This window comes from Nostoc sp. DedQUE12b (genome assembly GCF_034530835.1).
GTDB lineage: Bacteria > Cyanobacteriota > Cyanobacteriia > Cyanobacteriales > Nostocaceae > Nostoc.
In genome coordinates, this window is sequence record NZ_JAVRCI010000112.1 from 1 (window position 1) to 18,054 (window position 18,054).

Here is an 18,054-nt window from a genome sequence, read left to right on the forward strand (position 1 = left end):
GCTCCTCTGCTCCCCTGCTCCCCCATTCTTAACAGCCTGAGCTAGGGCACAATCATCAATTAAAGCTTGGCGAATGACTTGAATACCTCCGATTCGCTCTAAAGCTTCACGGGCGATCAGAATAGATCCCCCAGCTGCGGCGGCTGTGGGATTGTTTAGATCATTAACCCAGTGAAACGGATAGAGTTTTTGGAAGAAAAAGACAAAAGCTGGAATCAAAAGTTTTTCCCAAAAGCTTTCACACCTGAGTCGCACCATTACCGAAACCAAGTCTAAATCTTCCTGCACAGCTTTAGCAACAAGTCGGCGGAGATTACCAGGATCGTGTTCGATATCTGCGTCAGTCAGCAAAAAATAATCTGGTGCAAATTTACTAGCCCTCTTTATACCTTGCTCAACTGCCCAAAGTTTGCCCGACCAACCGGGGGGCAGTGGTTCGCCAGAGATAATATGCAATTGCTGAGGTTTACCTACAGCGTGTGCAACCCCTTCAGCAAAATTTGCAGTCCGGTCTGTGCTGCGATCGTCTACCAAAAACACGTTGAAAGAACCAGGATAATCTTGAAGTAGGAGCGATCGCAAACTAGTTGGTATTAACTCAGCTTCATTACGGGCTGGAACCACGGCACAAACCACAGGTAACGATTCTAGCTGAGTTTTTATCACCTCTAATTGCTGGTCTGTCCGCCAAAACTGTCCCCAAAAACCCAGTAATCCTAACCAAATTGTCAAGGATAAGAGCATCAATCCTAATACAATTACATCCATGACCTATTGCAAATTATCAGTGACTCAGACAGAATACTATGTCTATTGATACAGGAAAAAAATTTTTTCGCTGTAATACCGTATTCAAAACTAGTGTTGGGTGTTGAGGTTAAATAGTATTTGATGCAAACACAAGACAGGGTAAAAGTCAATCAAGTCGCAGATGCGATCGCAGCCAGCCAACAATATTTGCTTTCAATTCAAAACCCAGCAGGTTATTGGTGGGCAGAGTTAGAATCCAATGTCACCATCACTGCTGAAGTCGTCCTTTTACATAAGATTTGGGGAACAGACCAAAGCAGACCTTTACACAAAGTTGAAGCATATCTGCGTCAAGAGCAACGAGAGCATGGCGGTTGGGAACTTTATTACGGTGATGGCGGAGAACTTAGCACCTCAGTTGAAGCCTACATGGCGCTGAAACTATTGGGTGTACCAGCAACCGATCCGGCGATGATTCGGGCGCAAGCTTTTATTCTGCAAGGAGGTGGTATCAGCAAAACTCGGATTTTTACCAAGTTACACCTAGCCTTGATTGGCTGCTACAACTGGCGCGGTATTCCCTCGCTACCACCTTGGATAATGCTGTTGCCAAAAGCTTTTCCTGTCAATATCTACGAAATGTCTAGCTGGGCACGTTCTAGTACTGTGCCGTTGCTGATTGTATGCGATCGCAAACCTGTTTATCTCACCGACTCAGCAATCAATCTAGATGAGCTATACGCTGAAGGTGTCGATCGAGTCCAGTGGGAATTACCCCAAAGTGGCGATTGGACAGATTTATTCCTCACCCTCGATCAGGGGTTTAAGCTGGCAGAAAGCCTTAATTTAGTCCCTTTCCGTCAAGAAGGCATCAAAGCCGCCGAAAAATGGATTTTAGAGCGCCAAGAAGCTACAGGCGACTGGGGCGGCATTATTCCGGCGATGTTGAATTCAATGCTGGCTTTGCGATGTCTGGACTATGACAGAAGCGATCCGATTGTGGAACGAGGTTTGCAAGCAATTGATAACTTTGCCATTGAAACAGAAAATAGCTACCGGGTACAGCCTTGTGTTTCACCAGTTTGGGATACTGCTTGGGTGATGCGTGCCTTGGTAGAATCTGGCTTTGCACCAGATCATCCAGCTGTAGTAAAGGCTGGAGAATGGTTGTTGCAAAAACAAATTTTAGATTACGGAGATTGGGCTGTCAAAAATCGCCAGGGAAAACCAGGGGCTTGGGCGTTTGAATTTGAGAATCGCTTTTATCCCGATGTAGACGACTCGGCGGTGGTGGTGATGGCTTTACATTTGGCAAAACTTCCTAATGAGAAAATCAAGCAGGCTGCGATCGCTCGTGCCTTAAATTGGATTGCATCTATGCAATGTAAACCCGGTGGATGGGCTGCTTTTGATTTGGACAACGATCAAGATTGGCTCAACTCTATCCCTTATGGCGATTTGAAAGCCATGATCGATCCAAACACCGCAGATGTTACGGCTAGAGTACTAGAAATGCTTGGTGCTTGTGATTTGTCAATTGATAATTATAATTTGGAGCGATCGCTTACTTATCTTTTGCACGAACAAGAAACCGAAGGGTGTTGGTTTGGTCGTTGGGGTGTAAATTATATCTACGGTACCAGTGGCGTTTTATCAGCTTTGGCGTTAATCGATCCTCAAAAGTATAAACTCAATATAGAACGAGGAGCAGCTTGGTTAGTTGGATGTCAAAATCCAGATGGTGGTTGGGGCGAGACTTGCCGCAGCTACGACGATCCCAGTCTCAAAGGAAAAGGAAATAGTACTGCATCTCAAACTGCTTGGGCTTTAATTGGCCTTTTGGCCGCAGGTGAAGCAACAGGTAAATTAGTTCTTGAGGTGATTGAGCGGGGAATTGACTATCTGGTGGCAACTCAACAGCCGGATGGTACTTGGTTTGAGGCGGACTTTACAGGTACTGGCTTCCCTTGCCATTTTTATCTCAAGTATCATATGTATCAACAATACTTTCCTTTAATCGCACTAGGTCGCTATCAAGCAGCGATTAAAGAAGGTTAATATTCGTTTTTAGTAAGGTAGCACACCTATGCTACCTTATCGTGTATTCCATTGATACGAAAACAGTTATTACATCAATACTTTTCGGATAAACCCAACAATCTCTTTTTTGGTCTGGGGGAAAGGTTGATGGGTTTGCGGGGAAAGGTAAATTCAAACCTTTTCCCTTTCCCCTTTCCCCCTTAACCCAAAAGTATTGGTTATTACATAAGCGATCGCATCAACTATATTTACTCAAGTAAAGAAAGTTTATTATCTTAATATTTAATTCTATTCTCTAGCAATGACAATATCATTAGATTTAATAACTGCATAAGCTTCTTTTCCCTCAGATAATTCCAACTCTTCTGCGGAAGCTCTGGTGATAATCGAAGTTAATTCTACTTTGTGAACAATTTCCAAAGTTACCTCACTATTAACTGCTCCATAAACAACTCGTTTAACCACACCTTTAAGAATATTGCGAGAGCTAACTTTTAGTGATTTCTTGTGAATACTACTTTCTATGTCAGGCTTTTGAGTGTAATAGATATCTTCCTGTTTTTCTTGCTGAGTTGCTGGTGATATTGGTGTTGAGGACTGCTGAGTGAGACTACGCACAAGTTCCCGCAGAATCTCAGTCTTGGTGCGTTGAGACTGTTCGCAGAACTCCTCTAGAATCTTCCGCTCGTCTTCTGAGGTTTGAAATGTAACCCATCCTTGTTCTTTTCTTGGCATAATAATATTATTATCAATTTTGGTTATCTTAGTAAAATTCTACCAAGTGTCAATTCGATACGTCGTTTTAGTAATAACATTTTTTTTTCGGTATTTTCGGCATTTTTATCGCAAATTAATCAACCATTCTCATATAGTTAACTACATATATATTTATTTTTTTCTAGATGCGAAATATTTTGTTACTTGAAATTGTCTAAATTATCACTAAAATGATACCAACTAAGATGGTATAACATTAGTCTATGGTATTTGTTGGGATAGCTACGCTTACGCAAGGATAATCTAACAGAAAATTCCACTGGCGACGCCGAATAGCCCGTCGCAGACATGGCGTGAGTGCCGTAGGATTATTTAACGTGAGTTCACAGCGGGGGGATGAAACACCTAAAATCACGTTCTCAAGACTTGCGGAGTTTATTTGAGAACAATATCACCATTGAATACGTGGCAGAACCACTGAAAGCTATGCCAGCTGATGCGGAGGCGAAAGAAGTGCTGCATTGGATGCAAGCACAAAATTTTGATGTTATCGGCGTGGAGACGGGAGATATTATTAGCGGTTATGTAGAACGCTCTAGTTTGATCCCAGGCAAAAAAGGTAAATGTAGCGACTATCAACGGGTGTTTCATCCCAAAGAACTAATTGCCATTTCTACCCCACTGATTAAGTTGCTACCCATTTTGCAGCAAACTCCGCGATTGTTTGTCTTAGATTGCAATCAGGTAAGTGGTATTGTTACCTGTGGTGATTTGCAGAAAGCACCCGTGCGAATGCTACTGTTTGGCTTAGTAACGCTGCTAGAAATGAATTTGCTGCGGCTGGTGCGGATTTACTATCCCCAAGATTCTTGGCAAAAAGTACTTAAACCTGAGCGTTTAGAAGTTGCTCAACGACTATGGCGAGAGAGTCTGGAAAGAAACGAAGCCACCGATTTGTTAGATTATCTACAATTCTGTGATAAGCGAGAGTTAATTTTAAATCAACCAGAACTCCTCCAGCAACTAGGATTAAAATCAAAACGGTTTGGCGAACGTTTCCTCAAGTCTGCTGAACAGTTGCGAAACCGATTAGCTCACGCCCAAAATTTAGTTAGTGGTTCCTCTTGGACAGAATTGATTTCTCTAGCAGAAGCGATGGAAAAGCTGTTAATTCATTGTGAGGAAGTTGAGTAAAGTGGTTAGCTTTGTTTAACACTATTGAACCAACGGCTTAAATCTGCTGCTGTTGAGCAAATGGGTTCTATAGGGTAAATTCAGGAGGACTATCAGCCAACTTGCTTAAGCAGTTAGATTCTTGGGAATTGGCAATCTCTAGGGCACGTTTATACGCCCCAGAAATAGTTAATCAATGGGAAACACTGGCTAGAGCTTACCAGTTGCGGTACTTAGCGCGTAGAGCAGTCAGCCTGCAAGATGGTGCAATGGCTGTGAAGTTGGTGAATCGAGCATTAGCAACCAACTGGCGTATTCTCTCTAAAGAACCACGCCGTACACTTTTGACCCTGGGAGCTGCCTATTTCCTTCGGCTTTTGCCCCAGTTCCTTTACAGTCGAATTGAGACTGTTGCTTTAAAGACTACAGGATATACTCAAAGACAGCGCATTTCACAAGGCTTAGGAGGGAGCAACGCGATTTCGTGAGGTGGGCCAAAGGACGTGTATAAATGAGCTTTAACGCGGCTTTTGGATCGAATCACTCACTTGAGTCCCTGTATAATTGGGAACCCAACCTTCTGCGATCGCAAAATAGCGTATCCCTTTGAAATTCAACGATGCAGTTGGGCTGCACCAATGCTCAACGCCGGCGGGGATATAAAGATAGTCTTGTGCCTGAACTAAAAGCTGTACCTGGCTGCCATCACCTCGCACAAAGCCATAAATCATTTCTCCTGCCAACACATAGACAGGTTCAGGCGCAGGATGAGTATGGTAACGACCGTAGGTTGCGATCAGATTGTGAAGATTGAACGAACCTGGATGCACATTTAGTAAGTCACACCAAAGAGCGCCATTTTCTTGCTGAAGAAATTCAAAAACGCTGTTATGGAGTTCTACGCAATAACGTTTCTCAGCCTCAGTTAATACGTCCTGGTCTAGCAGATTAGGGAAGAGTAGCGATGTTCCTGGGTCGTAGTGTTTGAGTTGAATGCCAAGAGGCGCAAGTTCGCGGGCTATTTCGTCTAAATCGCTTTCAATCGTACCGTCGTCAAGTAGTAGGTTAGCCATGACAAAAAGACTAATTAACTGTTAAGAAGAGTATACTCAATTTTAAGATGAAAAGCCACTATTCCCGATTGAGAAACCGGGGAATGGGCGCAGGGGAGCAGGGAGCAGGGAGCAGGGGAGATGAGGGGACAAGGGGACAAGGAGATAAACAAAACTCCTAACTCTTAACTCTTAGAGCTAATTTGTAAATTCAAGTAAAGTACTTGTCTTGTAAGGGTTTCAGGAATTTTAGTCAATAAAGCACTTATTCGCTGAAACTCAGATCGTTACGAGGTCTGAGTATCCTTAAGATTTTCTTTACGAATCAGATATTAACTCCTAACTCCTAACTCAGCACTTAGCACTCCTAACGCCCAATGCTCATTAAAAGAATAAATTTATCGCCAGAATGATGCTTATTGGTACCACTAGCATCTAAGCTAGTACGGGTGAACTATATCCAGCATGGAATGTCTGACTTAATTCTGTTTTGGCATCGGCGCGATTTACGCATTTCTGATAATACGGGACTGGCTGCGGCAAAACGGCAAAGTCCGAAGGTAGTGGGCGTGTTTTGCCTCGATCCGAATCTTCTGGAACGGGATGATGTTGCTCCTGTGAAAATAACTTATATGATTGGTTGTTTGCAGAAACTCCAAGAGCGATATGCTCAAGTTGGCAGCCAGCTGTTAATACTCCACGCCGATCCTGTACAAGCAATACCAGCTTTAGCCGAGGCAATACATGCCAAAGCTGTTTTTTGGAATTGGGATGTAGAACCTTATTCGCAAGAACGCGATCGCACCATCATAAATGCTCTCAAAGAAAAAAGTATTGAGTTTCTTAACCAAAACTGGGATCAAATCCTCAACTCTCCAGAGGAGTTACGCACGGGTAGTAACAGTCCTTACACGGTTTACACACCCTTCTGGAAAAATTGGATTGCTAAACCGAAGGCTCAACCAGTAGAAACACTGCAAAATGTTGAGGGATTAACGGAAGCTGAACAGGAAATTGCCGAACTTGCAGGAGCCTTGGCACTACCTTCAGCAAAAGATTTAGGATTCATCTGGGATGAACAATTAATTATTTCACTAGGAGAAGCGGCGGCACAAGAACGATTAGAAGAATTTACTAATAAAGCCATTACTGAATATCAAGAACAGCGAAATTTCCCCGCAGTGGACGGTACATCACAATTGAGTGCAGCTTTAAAATTTGGCGTAATTGGCATTCGCACCGTTTGGCAAGCCACGGTAGAAGCACTAGAAAATAGCCGCAGTGAGGAAACAGCAGTTAATATCCGCACATGGCAACAGGAATTAGCTTGGCGGGAGTTTTATCAACACGCAATGTATAACTTCCCGGAATTAGCTGATGGTGCTTTCCGCGATAGCTTTAAGAACTTTCCTTGGGAAACTAACGAAGAACATTTCCAAGCTTGGTGTGAGGGGAAAACAGGCTACCCCATTGTGGATGCAGCAATGCGCCAGATGAATGAAAGTGGCTGGATGCACAACCGTTGTCGAATGATTGTTGCCAGTTTCCTTACTAAAGATTTGCTAATTAATCCCCAATTGGGAGAAAAATACTTTATGCAGCACCTGATTGATGGTGATTTATCTGCAAATAATGGCGGTTGGCAATGGAGTGCTTCTAGCGGCATGGACCCCAAACCTGTACGGATTTTTAACCCAGCCAGTCAAACACAAAAATTCGATCCAGAAGGGGAATATATTCGGCAATGGGTATCAGAATTGCGGTCTGTAGATACAGAATATTTAGTTACTGGGAAAATTCCACCTTTAGAACGTCATGCTGTTGGCTATCCTGACCCAATTGTGGATCATAAAATACAGCAACAGCAGTTTAAACAACGTTATCAACAGCAAAAAATTATTAGTAGTGGTGAGTAAAATTGTGAATTTTTTAATGTTAGTTTAGAGTTGATATTGTATCATAGGCGTTGCTGAATTCAGGTATAAAAATGATTTTGCGTGATTTCAAAACCCTTGTAGAGACGTTGCAATGCAATGTCTCTAAACCAAGATTCATACATCTAATCAGCAACGCCGTATCATAATAAAAATTTTGCTATAGGGCGATCACATCTAAATTAAGTAGTCAGACAGAATTAATTACACAATGTCATTGCGATCGCTCACAATGACTGTAAATATTTTAGGCTTTGATTCTTGCTCCCTAAGGCTAGTAGGGAAGGGGTTGGGGGTTAGATTTGAGAGAAAGTTGCACACAGCGTTAATGTGATTAAAAAGATTGACTCAAAACTTATTGTCATTTTCATAGCTGATGTAGCAAAAAGACATTTAACTATCTACAATAAGTAAGTATAAAAAGATTTTGCAGAACATAGGAATTGCAAGAAAATACTTAGCAGTACACAACTGGAATCAAACAGATAAGGAACACAAGACCAATTTATGACCTCAACCACAACTTACACTTACGATATCGATGGCAAAGTGATATCTGAGAGGACAGACAACAACAGTGATGGGATAGTAGACTCAGTTATTACCTACCGCTATGCTCGGACATCCACAAACTATGGCAACAACGTCAACGGCACTAATTATGTCAAAACCTTTACTTATGATGCCAAAGGCAACCAGACATCAGTGAGCTCTGACTACAACGGCGACGGCATACCGGATAATGTCGAAACCTATACTTATGATGCCAGGGGCAACCTGACATTCGAGAGCCGTGATGTCAAAGATGCCGACCCCAGCTTACCGAGTTATGTCAAAACCTATACTTATGATGCCAACGGCAAGTTGACATCTACTAGCCATGACGACAACGGCGACGGCATACTGGATTATGCCTCCACCTCTACTTATGATGCCAACGGCAACCTGACATCCCAGAACTCTGACGACAACGGCGACGGCAAAGTTGATTCTGTCTACAGCTATACTTATGATGCCAGGGGCAACAAGACATCAGTGAGCTATGACAACAAGGCCGACGGCATACCGGATTCTGTCGAAACCTTTACTTATGATGCCAGGGGCAACCAGACATCTTATAGCTCTGACATCAACGGTGACGGCATACCGGGTTATATCGAAACCTCTACTTATGATGCCAACGGCAAGTTGACATCTACTAGCTATGACAACAACGGCGACGGCGTACCGGATTCTGTCAAAACCCTTACTTATGATGCCAAAGGCAACCTGACATCCGATAGCCGTGACTACAACCGCGACGGCATACCGGATTATATCGAAACCTTTACTTATGATGCCAAGGGCAACCAAACATCCCATAGCCGTGACGGCAACGACTTCATGGATTATGTCGAAACCTCTACTTATGATGACAACGGCAAGTTTACATCCATAAGTTATGATACTAACGACGACGGCATACCGGATTCTGTCAAAACCCTTACTTATGATGCCAAGGGCAACCAGACATCCGAGAGCCGTGACGACAACGGAGACGGCAAAGTTGATTATGTCGAAACCTATACTTATGATGCTAATGGCAAGTTTACATCCTTGAGGGCAGACTACCAAGCAGACGGCAAAGTTGATTATGTCCAAACCTCTATTTATGATGCCAAGGGCAACAAGACATACTTTAGCCGTGACTACCTAGCAGACGGCATACCGGAATACGTCGAAATCTCTACTTATGATGCCAAGGGCAACAGGACATACTTGGGCTACGGCGACGGCAAACCTGATTTTGTCGAAACCTCTACTTATGAACGCGCATCCGCCAGCTATGACTTCAACAATGATGGTGTAATTGATGCAGTTGGCATCTACAGCTACGATTTTAACGGCAAGCTGACATCACAAAAAATTGACAATAATGATGATGGCATATTTGATGAAGTCACCGTTTATAGTTACGACGCTAACGGCAAACTCGCTGCACAGGTAGCTGACAAAAATAATGATGGCATTCCTGATGAGATTACCACTTTCAACTACGATCGCAATGGCAAACTAATTTCCGCAGATATTGACAACAACAGTGATGGCATTACTAATGCAGTTGCCACTTATCTGTATGATACCAATGGTCAATTAATTAGCAAAACCACCACAGACGGAAATGTGCCAAAGATTACTTTAAACGGTGGTAAGGATGCAGATCAACTCAGTGGTAGGGCTGGTAACGATCAAATTTCCGGCAAAAACGGCAACGATCAACTCTTTGGATTAGCCGGAAATGACAAACTAGTTGGTGGTAATGGTAATGACATCCTCAATGGTGGTGCTGGGCGTGATATTCTCACAGGTGGTTGTGGCGCTGATAAATTTGTGTTTAACAGTCTGAGTGATTCGCTGCTATCTAGCTTTGATAAAATAACTGACTTGAATATTTCTCAAGATAAAATTGATGGGCTGTATGCAGTTAGCGCTGCTAATTTAGTTCAATTTGGCAAAGTAGCGAGTCTAAATCTTTTTGATGTACAACAGATATTGACTGCAACTGCTTTTGTAGCTAAAGGTGCGGCAACTTTTACCCTTGGTACAGGCAATAAGGGGCAGACTTTTCTGGCACTCAACGATAACACTAATGGATTCTCTGCCCTCACGGATGCTGTGATTGAAATTAGTGGCTACAAAGGCAGCTTGAATAATTTAGCAGTTGTCTAACTTTATGCTGCTGACCAAAACTAGAGCGTCGGTTCGTACCTTTTGTCCAAATTTGAATTTATTATCCCCCTTGCTAGAAAGCTCCCTGCCTTCTGCCTCCTTCAATGAACCTTATTAGGCGCAGAGAACACAGAGAAAAGAGGAATTATGAGCTAAAGCGCAGCTTTGGCGGGGTGGGCTTGGGGGTATTAGGGACTTGCAGAAAATAAATTATCCCAAATTATTTGCATATTTGTGGAGGCGCAAGGCCTTGTGCCTCTACAATGGGATATTTTTTTAACTGGAAGTCCCTTATGCTTAATTGCCCGGACATCATTAGGACTTACGCAAAAATTGCCAAAAAGCTTAATTTATCGAACCGCCTTCTCTACGAGACGCCAAAGGCGAACGGGTAGCATCTCGTAGAGAAGACGCCAAGAAGCCAAGAATCGTAGAGTGTGCATAAGTCCTAATCATATTACTTACGTCTTGACTGGTAAACGAGAAATTGTCCATAAGATGAGTAGGAAAATTAAGTAAATTGCACCAACTAATCCAAACTCAATCAGAGGAATATAGGTTACTTCGTAAATTCTGCCCAAGCCGCGTTCAGTCAGTGCATAAACGGCCAGGACACTCACTAAAAAGGCTCCGTAGATAGTACGTTTAGCCCAGATACCCACAGGTAAACCGTGAAGTTGAGTAAGTACCAAAATGCCAAAAAAACCAAAGAGAAATGTGGGCCACTTGGTTTGTCCTAGTATTAATGACACGATTACACTATGTAAAATAACTGAAGCCTCCAAAGTAAATGTCCACCAACGGTTTACATGGGTGCGGTTAAAAATCAAGGAAGATTGGAGCAGAAGCAAGAACATATAGAGAAAACCAATCAAGTGCCCCAAGGTCGCTTCCATTGGGTGATACCAGAAGGTATAAATAGCGGCGAAGGAGAAAAAATAGCCGTGGTACAGTTTGATAATTTGCAAAAATTGTTGATGGAAGGGAACAGAATTGCCAAAAAATAAACCGCGTCGAGGTGTTTCTAAAATCAGTACGAAGACTAGTAAGAGTACAACTGCACCTTGAGAAGCCCAAATTGAAGTATCTTGAGCTAGAGCATCGTACCAAATATATGTTTGGAGAAAGTGTAAAGCGATGAATACACCATTAATGGCAAGCATGAGGTAATTTATCGGGTGCAACGCTGATTTGTATTTCAACTGCGATCGCTGCGCCCACAAGAGACACGCCCAGATGCTAAACTGATGCCCAAAGTACATACCCCAAGCCGTTGCTCGACTCCAAAAGGTTGGTTGAGGAAGCTTCCAATAGTACCAGTTTAATCCTTGGTCAGGAAGTTTGATGATGCTTGCAGGAATGCTCCCACCGATCCAAATTCCGTAGGTGAGGAGGATGCTGACAAAGATGCCTAAAAATAATACTCTGCGACCTGTCATAATACTTCGGCTCCCTTCGACTGCGCTCAGGGCGAGTCGCTCAGTACAAGTTCGTAATTCTTAAATTAAGGCCTAGATTTTTAGGCTACACGTTCTGTTTTTGGCTCAGATGCACTTTTAGTTACTCGCAAACTAAGAGTCAAAGCTACTACCATTACTAAAGTTCCACTCAAAAAAGGAGCAGAACTCCCAAATTTCATAAAACTAACCCCTGCCCACGTTGGCCCAGCAATGCGTGCCAATGCAGAGCAAGAACTGGCAATTCCTAATATTTGTCCTTGTTCTTCTGGATCTGTCATCTGGGAAATCAAGCTGTTCAATATTGGTTGACTAACACTAATTCCCCATGCCACAAGTGTGGCGGCGACTAATAATAAAATTAAGCTTTGCGAGAATCCAATTAACAGTAATCCTAAACCTAATCCTAATATTCCCAAGATAAGTAACTTGATTTCACCCAATTGTTTCTTGAGGAATCCGATTAGTCCTCCTTGAATGATTGTGCTGACAATCCCCATGAAGGCAAAAAGATAACTAGCTTGTTGAGGGCCCCAACTTAATTGCTGCTTAGACCATAAAGCCAATGTAGAGTCCATAGCTGCCACAGCAAAGGTAACTAAAAAGTAGATGCCAACAAGTACACAAAACTGTGAACGCTGTGACAACTGTAGCAAGTTTAGCGATCGCTGACGGTGGCGATGAAGTTGAATTTTGGCTTTAGTCTCAGAATTTAGAGATTCTGGAAGTAATATCAAAGCACAAAGAAATGCCAATAAAGATAATCCGGCTGCAAACAACGACGGTAAATGAAAGTTAGCGTTGTTCGGATCTGACCCGATTAGAAGACCTCCAATCGCTGGGCCGAGAATGAAGCCAAGACCAAAAGCTGCGCCGATTACACCCATGCCACGAGCTCGATTAGTTGGCGTGGTAATATCTGCTATGTATGCCTGAGCAGTGGCAATATTCCCTGACATAATCCCGGCTAAACTACGAGCAATAAACAAAATCCATAAGGAGTTGGCAAAACCTAAGCCTGCGTATGCAATTACCGAACCGAATAAAGTCAGTAATAAAATCGGACGGCGACCGTAGCGATCGCTAAATCTGCCCCATAATGGTGCAAATAAGAACTGCATTAAAGAATAAATAGCTACAAGTAAAGTCGCTTCATTAGGTTTTGCACCAAATTGTTCAGCATACAAAGGCAGTATCGGCAGAATAATTCCAAAGCCGAGCAAGTCTATAAATACAGTCAGAAATAAGACGAATATAGCCTTGTTATTATTTTTATTCTCCATCTGTACAATTCCATTTTATAAAAAAGATGTGTGAATTGGATTAGTTGTAAGACATCAGGGAATGTTTGATTGTAAATAGCTATTGATTACAAACAGGAATCACTAAGTAAGTAGGTGCTAAAAAACACAACTAAATTAAGAAGGGAAAAGGTTAAGGGTAAAAGGGAAAAACCTTTACCCTTTAACCTTTTCCCTTTACCCATACAAAACTTTGTATAGTTCGGTTTAATTGTGCCAACCTACTTATGAGCAAAATGTTTGAATTTCAGTGTGGTTAAGCAAAATAGCATGGAACAAACCCATGATAAAAATCAAGCCAATAATACTACTAATGAAAGCAACTATAATTTCGTGCTTCCGTATGGCTTTTTGTATCTTAGCGTCTATGATGTTTTCTAATTCTTTGTATAACATTGACTTAAATTTGGTTAAAGACAAGAATTATCTGGAACTTACGTTACGTACTTACATAAGTTGGAGTATGTCCGAAATCTCTAACTTATTAAATGAAAGCTATTTCGATGCTGTGGGAGTATCAAGTATGTTTACGTCGTTTCAAAACAGCACTTGAAACTCCAAAAGCTAATATCGCTAAGGTATAAGTTGGTTCGGGAGTTGCGAGAATGCTTACCTGATTAATAGCCAAGCCATATTCTGGAGCAGAACTGCTAAAAACAAGTCGTGAGATGTTTGCAGTATCACTACGAATCCCCAAAAATACCGCCGAATTATCTAATGCTAAGGACGAAATATTTGGAACTGAAAAAGTACCCAATAGGTTATTGGCATTATCAAAAGCGGCGATCGAATTTTCAATTTTCAATTTACTAGTGTCTACAGCTATTTGAGTTCCAGCGCCAAAAACTGGCTGGGCAAAACTAATCGAAAAAGGCTCGCCGTTCCCCTTAGTTCCAGGATCGGGAGTACCAGGAGGAAGAGGGATAAAACCTGTTGGATCTATACCTCCGAAGAGAATAAAATCACCTAGACCGAAGTTACTCCGAATGCCAGGTGAAGGTAAAGTTTGAAAAACAAATGGTGGAGTAATTTGAGGCTTATTAGTTGGAGTTATATTTATATCCAAGCCTAAACCACGTTGCGATGTTGCTGAAAAAGAGTTAGGTAAAAAAGCAGAAAAATCAGGGGCAGAAGGATTAAAGACTTTACCTAAACTTCCCCAATTAACTTTATCATTGCCTCCTAAACTAGCACGCTCAGTTACTAAAAATGTAGCCGCTTTAACTGGTAATGGGATAGCCATTATTATGATTGTGATTGCTGAAAAATATTTTACAGATAACTTAAATAATTGATTGAGCGTAACTCCCACAAGGTTTTCTCCTTAATTTTTTAAGATAATATCATCAAAAGGCAACAATTAAATATTGATGATGAGACAATGTTTTGCTCAGTTCGAGAGAGTTAAAGAAACTGCTGCGATCGCGCCGACTGAGCTTAAATGTGCCATTGGCGATCATTACCAGTCAACTTGTTATTGTCCTCTCTCCACCATCAATTAGATTATTTCCAAAACTAGCAGAGATATTGTCATTGCCTCTACGAGCAAAAATCCGGTCGTCATTACTAATATTCTGTCAATAAATTATCATTAAGAATATCAATAATAATAGATATAGAATATATTCCTTGATAGTTATGTATATCAAACGTAATTAATATTTGTAATATTTACATGATACAAATATCAAAACTATAAATTTCTGATGAAATCTACCTCAAAACAGTTAATTCTATTTTATATCTCTGGTGAAATAAAAATGCGATTATCTATTTTTTTTAATTGTTTTATTTCTTCAAGGTTATCAAAATGCGGGCGCTATCGTGTTGAAAATATGGGCAAGCAATAAAATATAGGACTCATACAGCAGATTTCAACTTCTCGTGCGATCGCGAACAGCGTGTCAAAGACAGAGGCTACGTCAACGTCAGGTAAAGAAATACCCCACCCGCGCAAGCACAACCAAACTCAACTCTTAGCGCACTGCTTTAGGCAGGCAATGCCCGACTTGTTCGCTCTTAGCGTTCCCGCCATGAAAGCAAACGGGGTGAGGGTTGAGTTCGGGTATACTTCCAACAAATAGATTATGCAATATTGTAGGGTATTTTTTTGATTTGTCAGTCCTCTATGGCAATTTATAGCTACCAACACGTAGATTTAACTGACCTTGGCGCGGGTTATCGCTGAATATAAATGCGCCTTCTTCGCTTTCCCCACTAGATAAAAAGTCGATCTGTTGCTCTCCTGTTTCTGTAACTTTGCCGTCAATCATTAACTCAGCCATAATCTGAACTGACTCAGCTGTATCTCCTCCATTATTGACAACTTCAAAAGGAACATAAAACTGGCCATTAATTTCTCGAATTGTTTGTTTTTTAGTGACAGAAAGGATCGGAGGTTGATTTTTTTCGTTCAGCCAAGTGTAGGCTACCAAACTCACAATAATTGCTAGGATGAATGAGGCGATGCTGAATGTTATCCACTCAGCTATTGAGCGCTTTGGTTGTTCTGTTTCAGTCATATTGCTAACCTTCCGGCTGCACCACCAATAGTTGCGGGTAAACCCAGTATCAATGTGTGATCTAACCACATTGTCCAGGGGTCGCTAAAAGTTAATTTTTGAAAGAACCACAGCATAAAAGCACCTGCTAGCAATGATACTAAGTAGGACATAATGGTTTCGCTCGATGGTCGTTGAAAAATTCCCTTTTGCTCTTTACGTCTTTGCTGGTTAGAAAAACCTGCCTGAAATACAATGCCATAAGAAATCAGCAAAGATGCGGCGATCATTGCCAACTCCCAAGGTGGAGAGCTTGCGGCTGCAAGCATAGAAATTTCATCTGTAGGAGCGATGTTAAATGCAATTATGGTTGCACCAATCAAGGTTCCACCCACATCCACAAAAGTGGCGTGTAACTCATCTCCTTTGTTCTTGGTTGTGCTATTTCCCCGATCGCTTGCTTGTCCTTTTCCATTGCTGTTTTTAGTCTCTCCCAAAAACTGATTCGCTAATGCTACACCAAGAGCAAACGGTACACTTTCAAAGATAATTTTACCTAAAGATTCCTTTAGGGAGGTTTCTGGTGCCAATTCTCGCAATAGTAATAGCACAAAGGTAGAACAAGCTATGCCGATCGCGATCGCTTCTACGGTATCCATTGCGGCTTGATGAGAGAGGCCTGTATATCTGCGTTTCCGAAAGCCTTCTGTATAATTGAGCAAGTAAACCACAATAAACATTAATGCGATCGCCGTCATGATAAATTGTGGTTTTGCCAGCGATCCAATCCACCAAACCTCCATTGTGTACAACAAGGGTATGCCAAATAAAAAACCTCCGCAAGCACCTCGAATGATGTCATTAATCTCATTCTCCCAGACATTTTTTTGACTTTTTGTTGGCACTCCTTTATTTTCCTTTTATTTAAATTTTGTTTTAATTTATAGTTCATTTATCTGCGAAAAAGTTATTTTTTTAATATATATAAATTTTATTTATCAGATTTTCATATTTTGTATTATCTGCTACAATCCTGACCAGCATCTATCTTAAGATAATATAATTTACCAAAATCTTCTCTCGGTTGATGGAAGTAAAAAACAATACACAGATGTTAGATTATTTAATAGCTTGGGGACTTGCAAGTAATAAAATAGCTCAAGTATTTTATTAGTTGTAGGTTGAGCGTCTCAACCGTCCTGTGAAATGACTGGGCTTTTCGACCCACTTTGCAAGTAGTAGTAACTTATTTTTGGAGTTCCCTAAATCAACTACAAGCCGGAGATAAAAACCATGAGTGCCGAAAAGAGAATAGAAGCCACTGCAAAAAATATTGAAGGAAAAATTCAAGAGGTTGTGGGTGAAGTCACAGGTAATCCACAAGATAAAACTGAAGGACAAGCAAAGCAAGCTGAAGCCCAACTTACTCATACCGTAGAAAATATTAAAGACGAACTCAAGAAAGCTTTAGAATAATTTCGCTTGTCTAGTGCAAATAGCGATTTTAATGATGATTGACTCCTAAATTTGTAACTGAAATTACTCCACTTTCTATAAGTTAGTGGGGTTTTTTATTGCGTCAAATCTGAAAGTGAGCTTAACTGAGGGAAAAGGGAAAAGAGAAAAGGTTAAAGGGAAAGGATTTTGAGTTTTTTTACCCTTTTCCCCCGCCCCTTATCCCCAGCTACCGTGTACACACAAGTCAAATTACCCCCCTTAATCCCCCCTTATAAAGGGGGGAAATAAGAAATCTAGTTCCCTCCCCTTTCTAAGGGGAGGGTTAGGGTGGGGTAAAACTGACATGAAAAACCAAGTGAGTAAACTATTTCAGACTTGTGTGTACACCGTAGTTATCCCCAGAGGGGGCCCCACCTTCCCCTTTACCCCGACTTTTGCAAAAAGTCCAGTGTTTGACTGAGTTATTGCATCAAAATCTGACGGCTTAAAATACTCATGACTTCATGTGGATTACCTGTTGGTAGTAGCGCACTCCAATCACCAACGTTGGCGTAGCCAAGAACTTGCAACAAGTGAATTGTGCTAGTAACGGCTTTTGGTGAACCAATCAATAAATGTTTAATCGGTTCTCTTTTTGGCGATAGTTTTTGGTCAGATAGATTCAAAAGGGGCGCGTTGTTGCCTTGGGTAGGTAAATACTGCTTTTGTTGTGATTTGGCGAACTTTTTTTCTTGTGTCATCATCGTAGTTGACTCCAATTGTAGGGGTTAAATGAAAGGCGATCGCCCTCGGCCAAGAGTCCGCGATCGCCTTTCTTATTTCAATTTACAGTATATTTTTATACCCGTCAATAGTTTTATAAGTATTTTTACATAGAAAAAGCTTTGCCAGGTTCTTATAGCGCTTCTTCGGGCGATCGTTTATTGAATTCGGGTAGTCGTTTATTGAATTCGGGTAGTCGT

17 protein-coding genes are annotated in these 18,054 nt (G+C 41.5%); 7 read left to right on the top strand and 10 right to left on the bottom strand.

Annotated features, from left to right (window positions below; genetic code table 11):
* Positions 1–768: glycosyltransferase (locus tag RMY16_RS30445; RefSeq protein ID WP_322739495.1), on the bottom strand; the 768-nt coding region annotated here is incomplete at its 3' end.
* Positions 769–891: 123 nt separating this feature from the next.
* Here RMY16_RS30445 and shc point away from each other — a divergent pair.
* Positions 892–2,808 carry a squalene--hopene cyclase gene (gene shc / locus RMY16_RS30450; RefSeq protein WP_322739496.1) on the top strand — a complete coding sequence of 639 codons (1,917 nt, stop codon included), beginning with the start codon at positions 892–894 and terminating at the stop codon, positions 2,806–2,808.
* A 270-nt stretch (positions 2,809–3,078) separates the two neighbouring features.
* Here shc and RMY16_RS30455 read toward each other — a convergent pair whose 3' ends face one another.
* On the bottom strand, positions 3,079–3,525 hold the full coding sequence (locus RMY16_RS30455) for a molybdopterin-binding protein (protein WP_322662585.1): 447 nt from the start codon (positions 3,523–3,525) through the stop codon (positions 3,079–3,081).
* 378 nt (positions 3,526–3,903) lie between these two features.
* Here RMY16_RS30455 and RMY16_RS30460 point away from each other — a divergent pair, with 378 nt between their 5' ends.
* On the top strand, positions 3,904–4,701 hold the full coding sequence (locus RMY16_RS30460) for a hypothetical protein (RefSeq protein WP_322662587.1): 798 nt from the start codon (positions 3,904–3,906) through the stop codon (positions 4,699–4,701).
* 101 nt (positions 4,702–4,802) lie between these two features.
* Positions 4,803–5,168, top strand: coding sequence for a hypothetical protein (locus RMY16_RS30465; RefSeq protein ID WP_322739497.1), 366 nt, complete (start codon positions 4,803–4,805; stop codon positions 5,166–5,168).
* 30 nt (positions 5,169–5,198) lie between these two features.
* On the opposite strand, the gene RMY16_RS30470 is transcribed toward RMY16_RS30465, so the two are convergent.
* Entirely contained in the window at positions 5,199–5,753 is a 555-nt protein-coding gene (locus tag RMY16_RS30470) for an acireductone dioxygenase (protein ID WP_322739498.1), read from the bottom strand.
* A 449-nt stretch (positions 5,754–6,202) separates the two neighbouring features.
* Between RMY16_RS30470 and RMY16_RS30475 the strand changes: the two genes are divergently transcribed.
* Positions 6,203–7,648, top strand: a complete 1,446-nt coding sequence (locus RMY16_RS30475) for an FAD-binding domain-containing protein (RefSeq protein ID WP_322739499.1) — start codon at positions 6,203–6,205, stop codon at positions 7,646–7,648.
* A 525-nt stretch (positions 7,649–8,173) separates the two neighbouring features.
* Positions 8,174–10,375, top strand: a complete 2,202-nt coding sequence (locus RMY16_RS30480) for a bluetail domain-containing putative surface protein (protein WP_322739500.1) — start codon at positions 8,174–8,176, stop codon at positions 10,373–10,375.
* Positions 10,376–10,836: 461 nt separating this feature from the next.
* Here RMY16_RS30480 and RMY16_RS30485 read toward each other — a convergent pair whose 3' ends face one another.
* The 3 genes from RMY16_RS30485 to RMY16_RS30495 form a co-directional block, all read right to left on the bottom strand.
* Positions 10,837–11,814 carry a hypothetical protein gene (locus RMY16_RS30485; RefSeq protein ID WP_322739501.1) on the bottom strand — a complete coding sequence of 326 codons (978 nt, stop codon included), beginning with the start codon at positions 11,812–11,814 and terminating at the stop codon, positions 10,837–10,839.
* Positions 11,815–11,894: 80 nt separating this feature from the next.
* On the bottom strand, positions 11,895–13,115 hold the full coding sequence (locus RMY16_RS30490; RefSeq protein ID WP_322739502.1) for an MFS transporter: 1,221 nt from the start codon (positions 13,113–13,115) through the stop codon (positions 11,895–11,897).
* Between the two features lie 535 nt (positions 13,116–13,650).
* A complete protein-coding gene (locus tag RMY16_RS30495) occupies positions 13,651–14,376 on the bottom strand; it encodes a hypothetical protein (protein WP_322662628.1) in 726 nt (241 codons plus the stop codon).
* Positions 14,377–14,503: 127 nt separating this feature from the next.
* On the opposite strand from RMY16_RS30495, the gene RMY16_RS30500 reads away from it, so the two are divergent.
* Positions 14,504–14,635, top strand: a complete 132-nt coding sequence (locus RMY16_RS30500; RefSeq protein ID WP_322662630.1) for a hypothetical protein — start codon at positions 14,504–14,506, stop codon at positions 14,633–14,635.
* On the opposite strand, the gene RMY16_RS33215 is transcribed toward RMY16_RS30500, so the two are convergent.
* The 3 genes from RMY16_RS33215 to RMY16_RS30510 all read right to left on the bottom strand — a co-directional run bounded on the left by RMY16_RS33215 (position 14,600) and on the right by RMY16_RS30510 (position 16,539).
* Positions 14,600–14,704 (bottom strand): hypothetical protein, encoded by a 105-nt coding sequence (locus RMY16_RS33215; protein ID WP_416211721.1) that lies wholly within the window; start codon positions 14,702–14,704, stop codon positions 14,600–14,602. The genes RMY16_RS30500 and RMY16_RS33215 overlap by 36 nt on opposite strands.
* 555 nt (positions 14,705–15,259) lie before the next feature.
* Positions 15,260–15,655, bottom strand: a complete 396-nt coding sequence (locus RMY16_RS30505; protein ID WP_322662632.1) for a TIGR02588 family protein — start codon at positions 15,653–15,655, stop codon at positions 15,260–15,262.
* Positions 15,652–16,539 carry a TIGR02587 family membrane protein gene (locus RMY16_RS30510; RefSeq protein WP_322739503.1) on the bottom strand — a complete coding sequence of 296 codons (888 nt, stop codon included), beginning with the start codon at positions 16,537–16,539 and terminating at the stop codon, positions 15,652–15,654. The genes RMY16_RS30505 and RMY16_RS30510 overlap by 4 nt, the downstream gene beginning before the upstream one ends.
* 388 nt (positions 16,540–16,927) lie before the next feature.
* Between RMY16_RS30510 and RMY16_RS30515 the strand changes: the two genes are divergently transcribed.
* On the top strand, positions 16,928–17,110 hold the full coding sequence (locus tag RMY16_RS30515) for a CsbD family protein (protein ID WP_322662636.1): 183 nt from the start codon (positions 16,928–16,930) through the stop codon (positions 17,108–17,110).
* 443 nt (positions 17,111–17,553) lie between these two features.
* On the opposite strand, the gene RMY16_RS30520 is transcribed toward RMY16_RS30515, so the two are convergent.
* Positions 17,554–17,835, bottom strand: coding sequence for a hypothetical protein (locus RMY16_RS30520; RefSeq protein WP_322739504.1), 282 nt, complete (start codon positions 17,833–17,835; stop codon positions 17,554–17,556).
* Between the last annotated feature and the right edge of the window lie 219 nt (positions 17,836–18,054).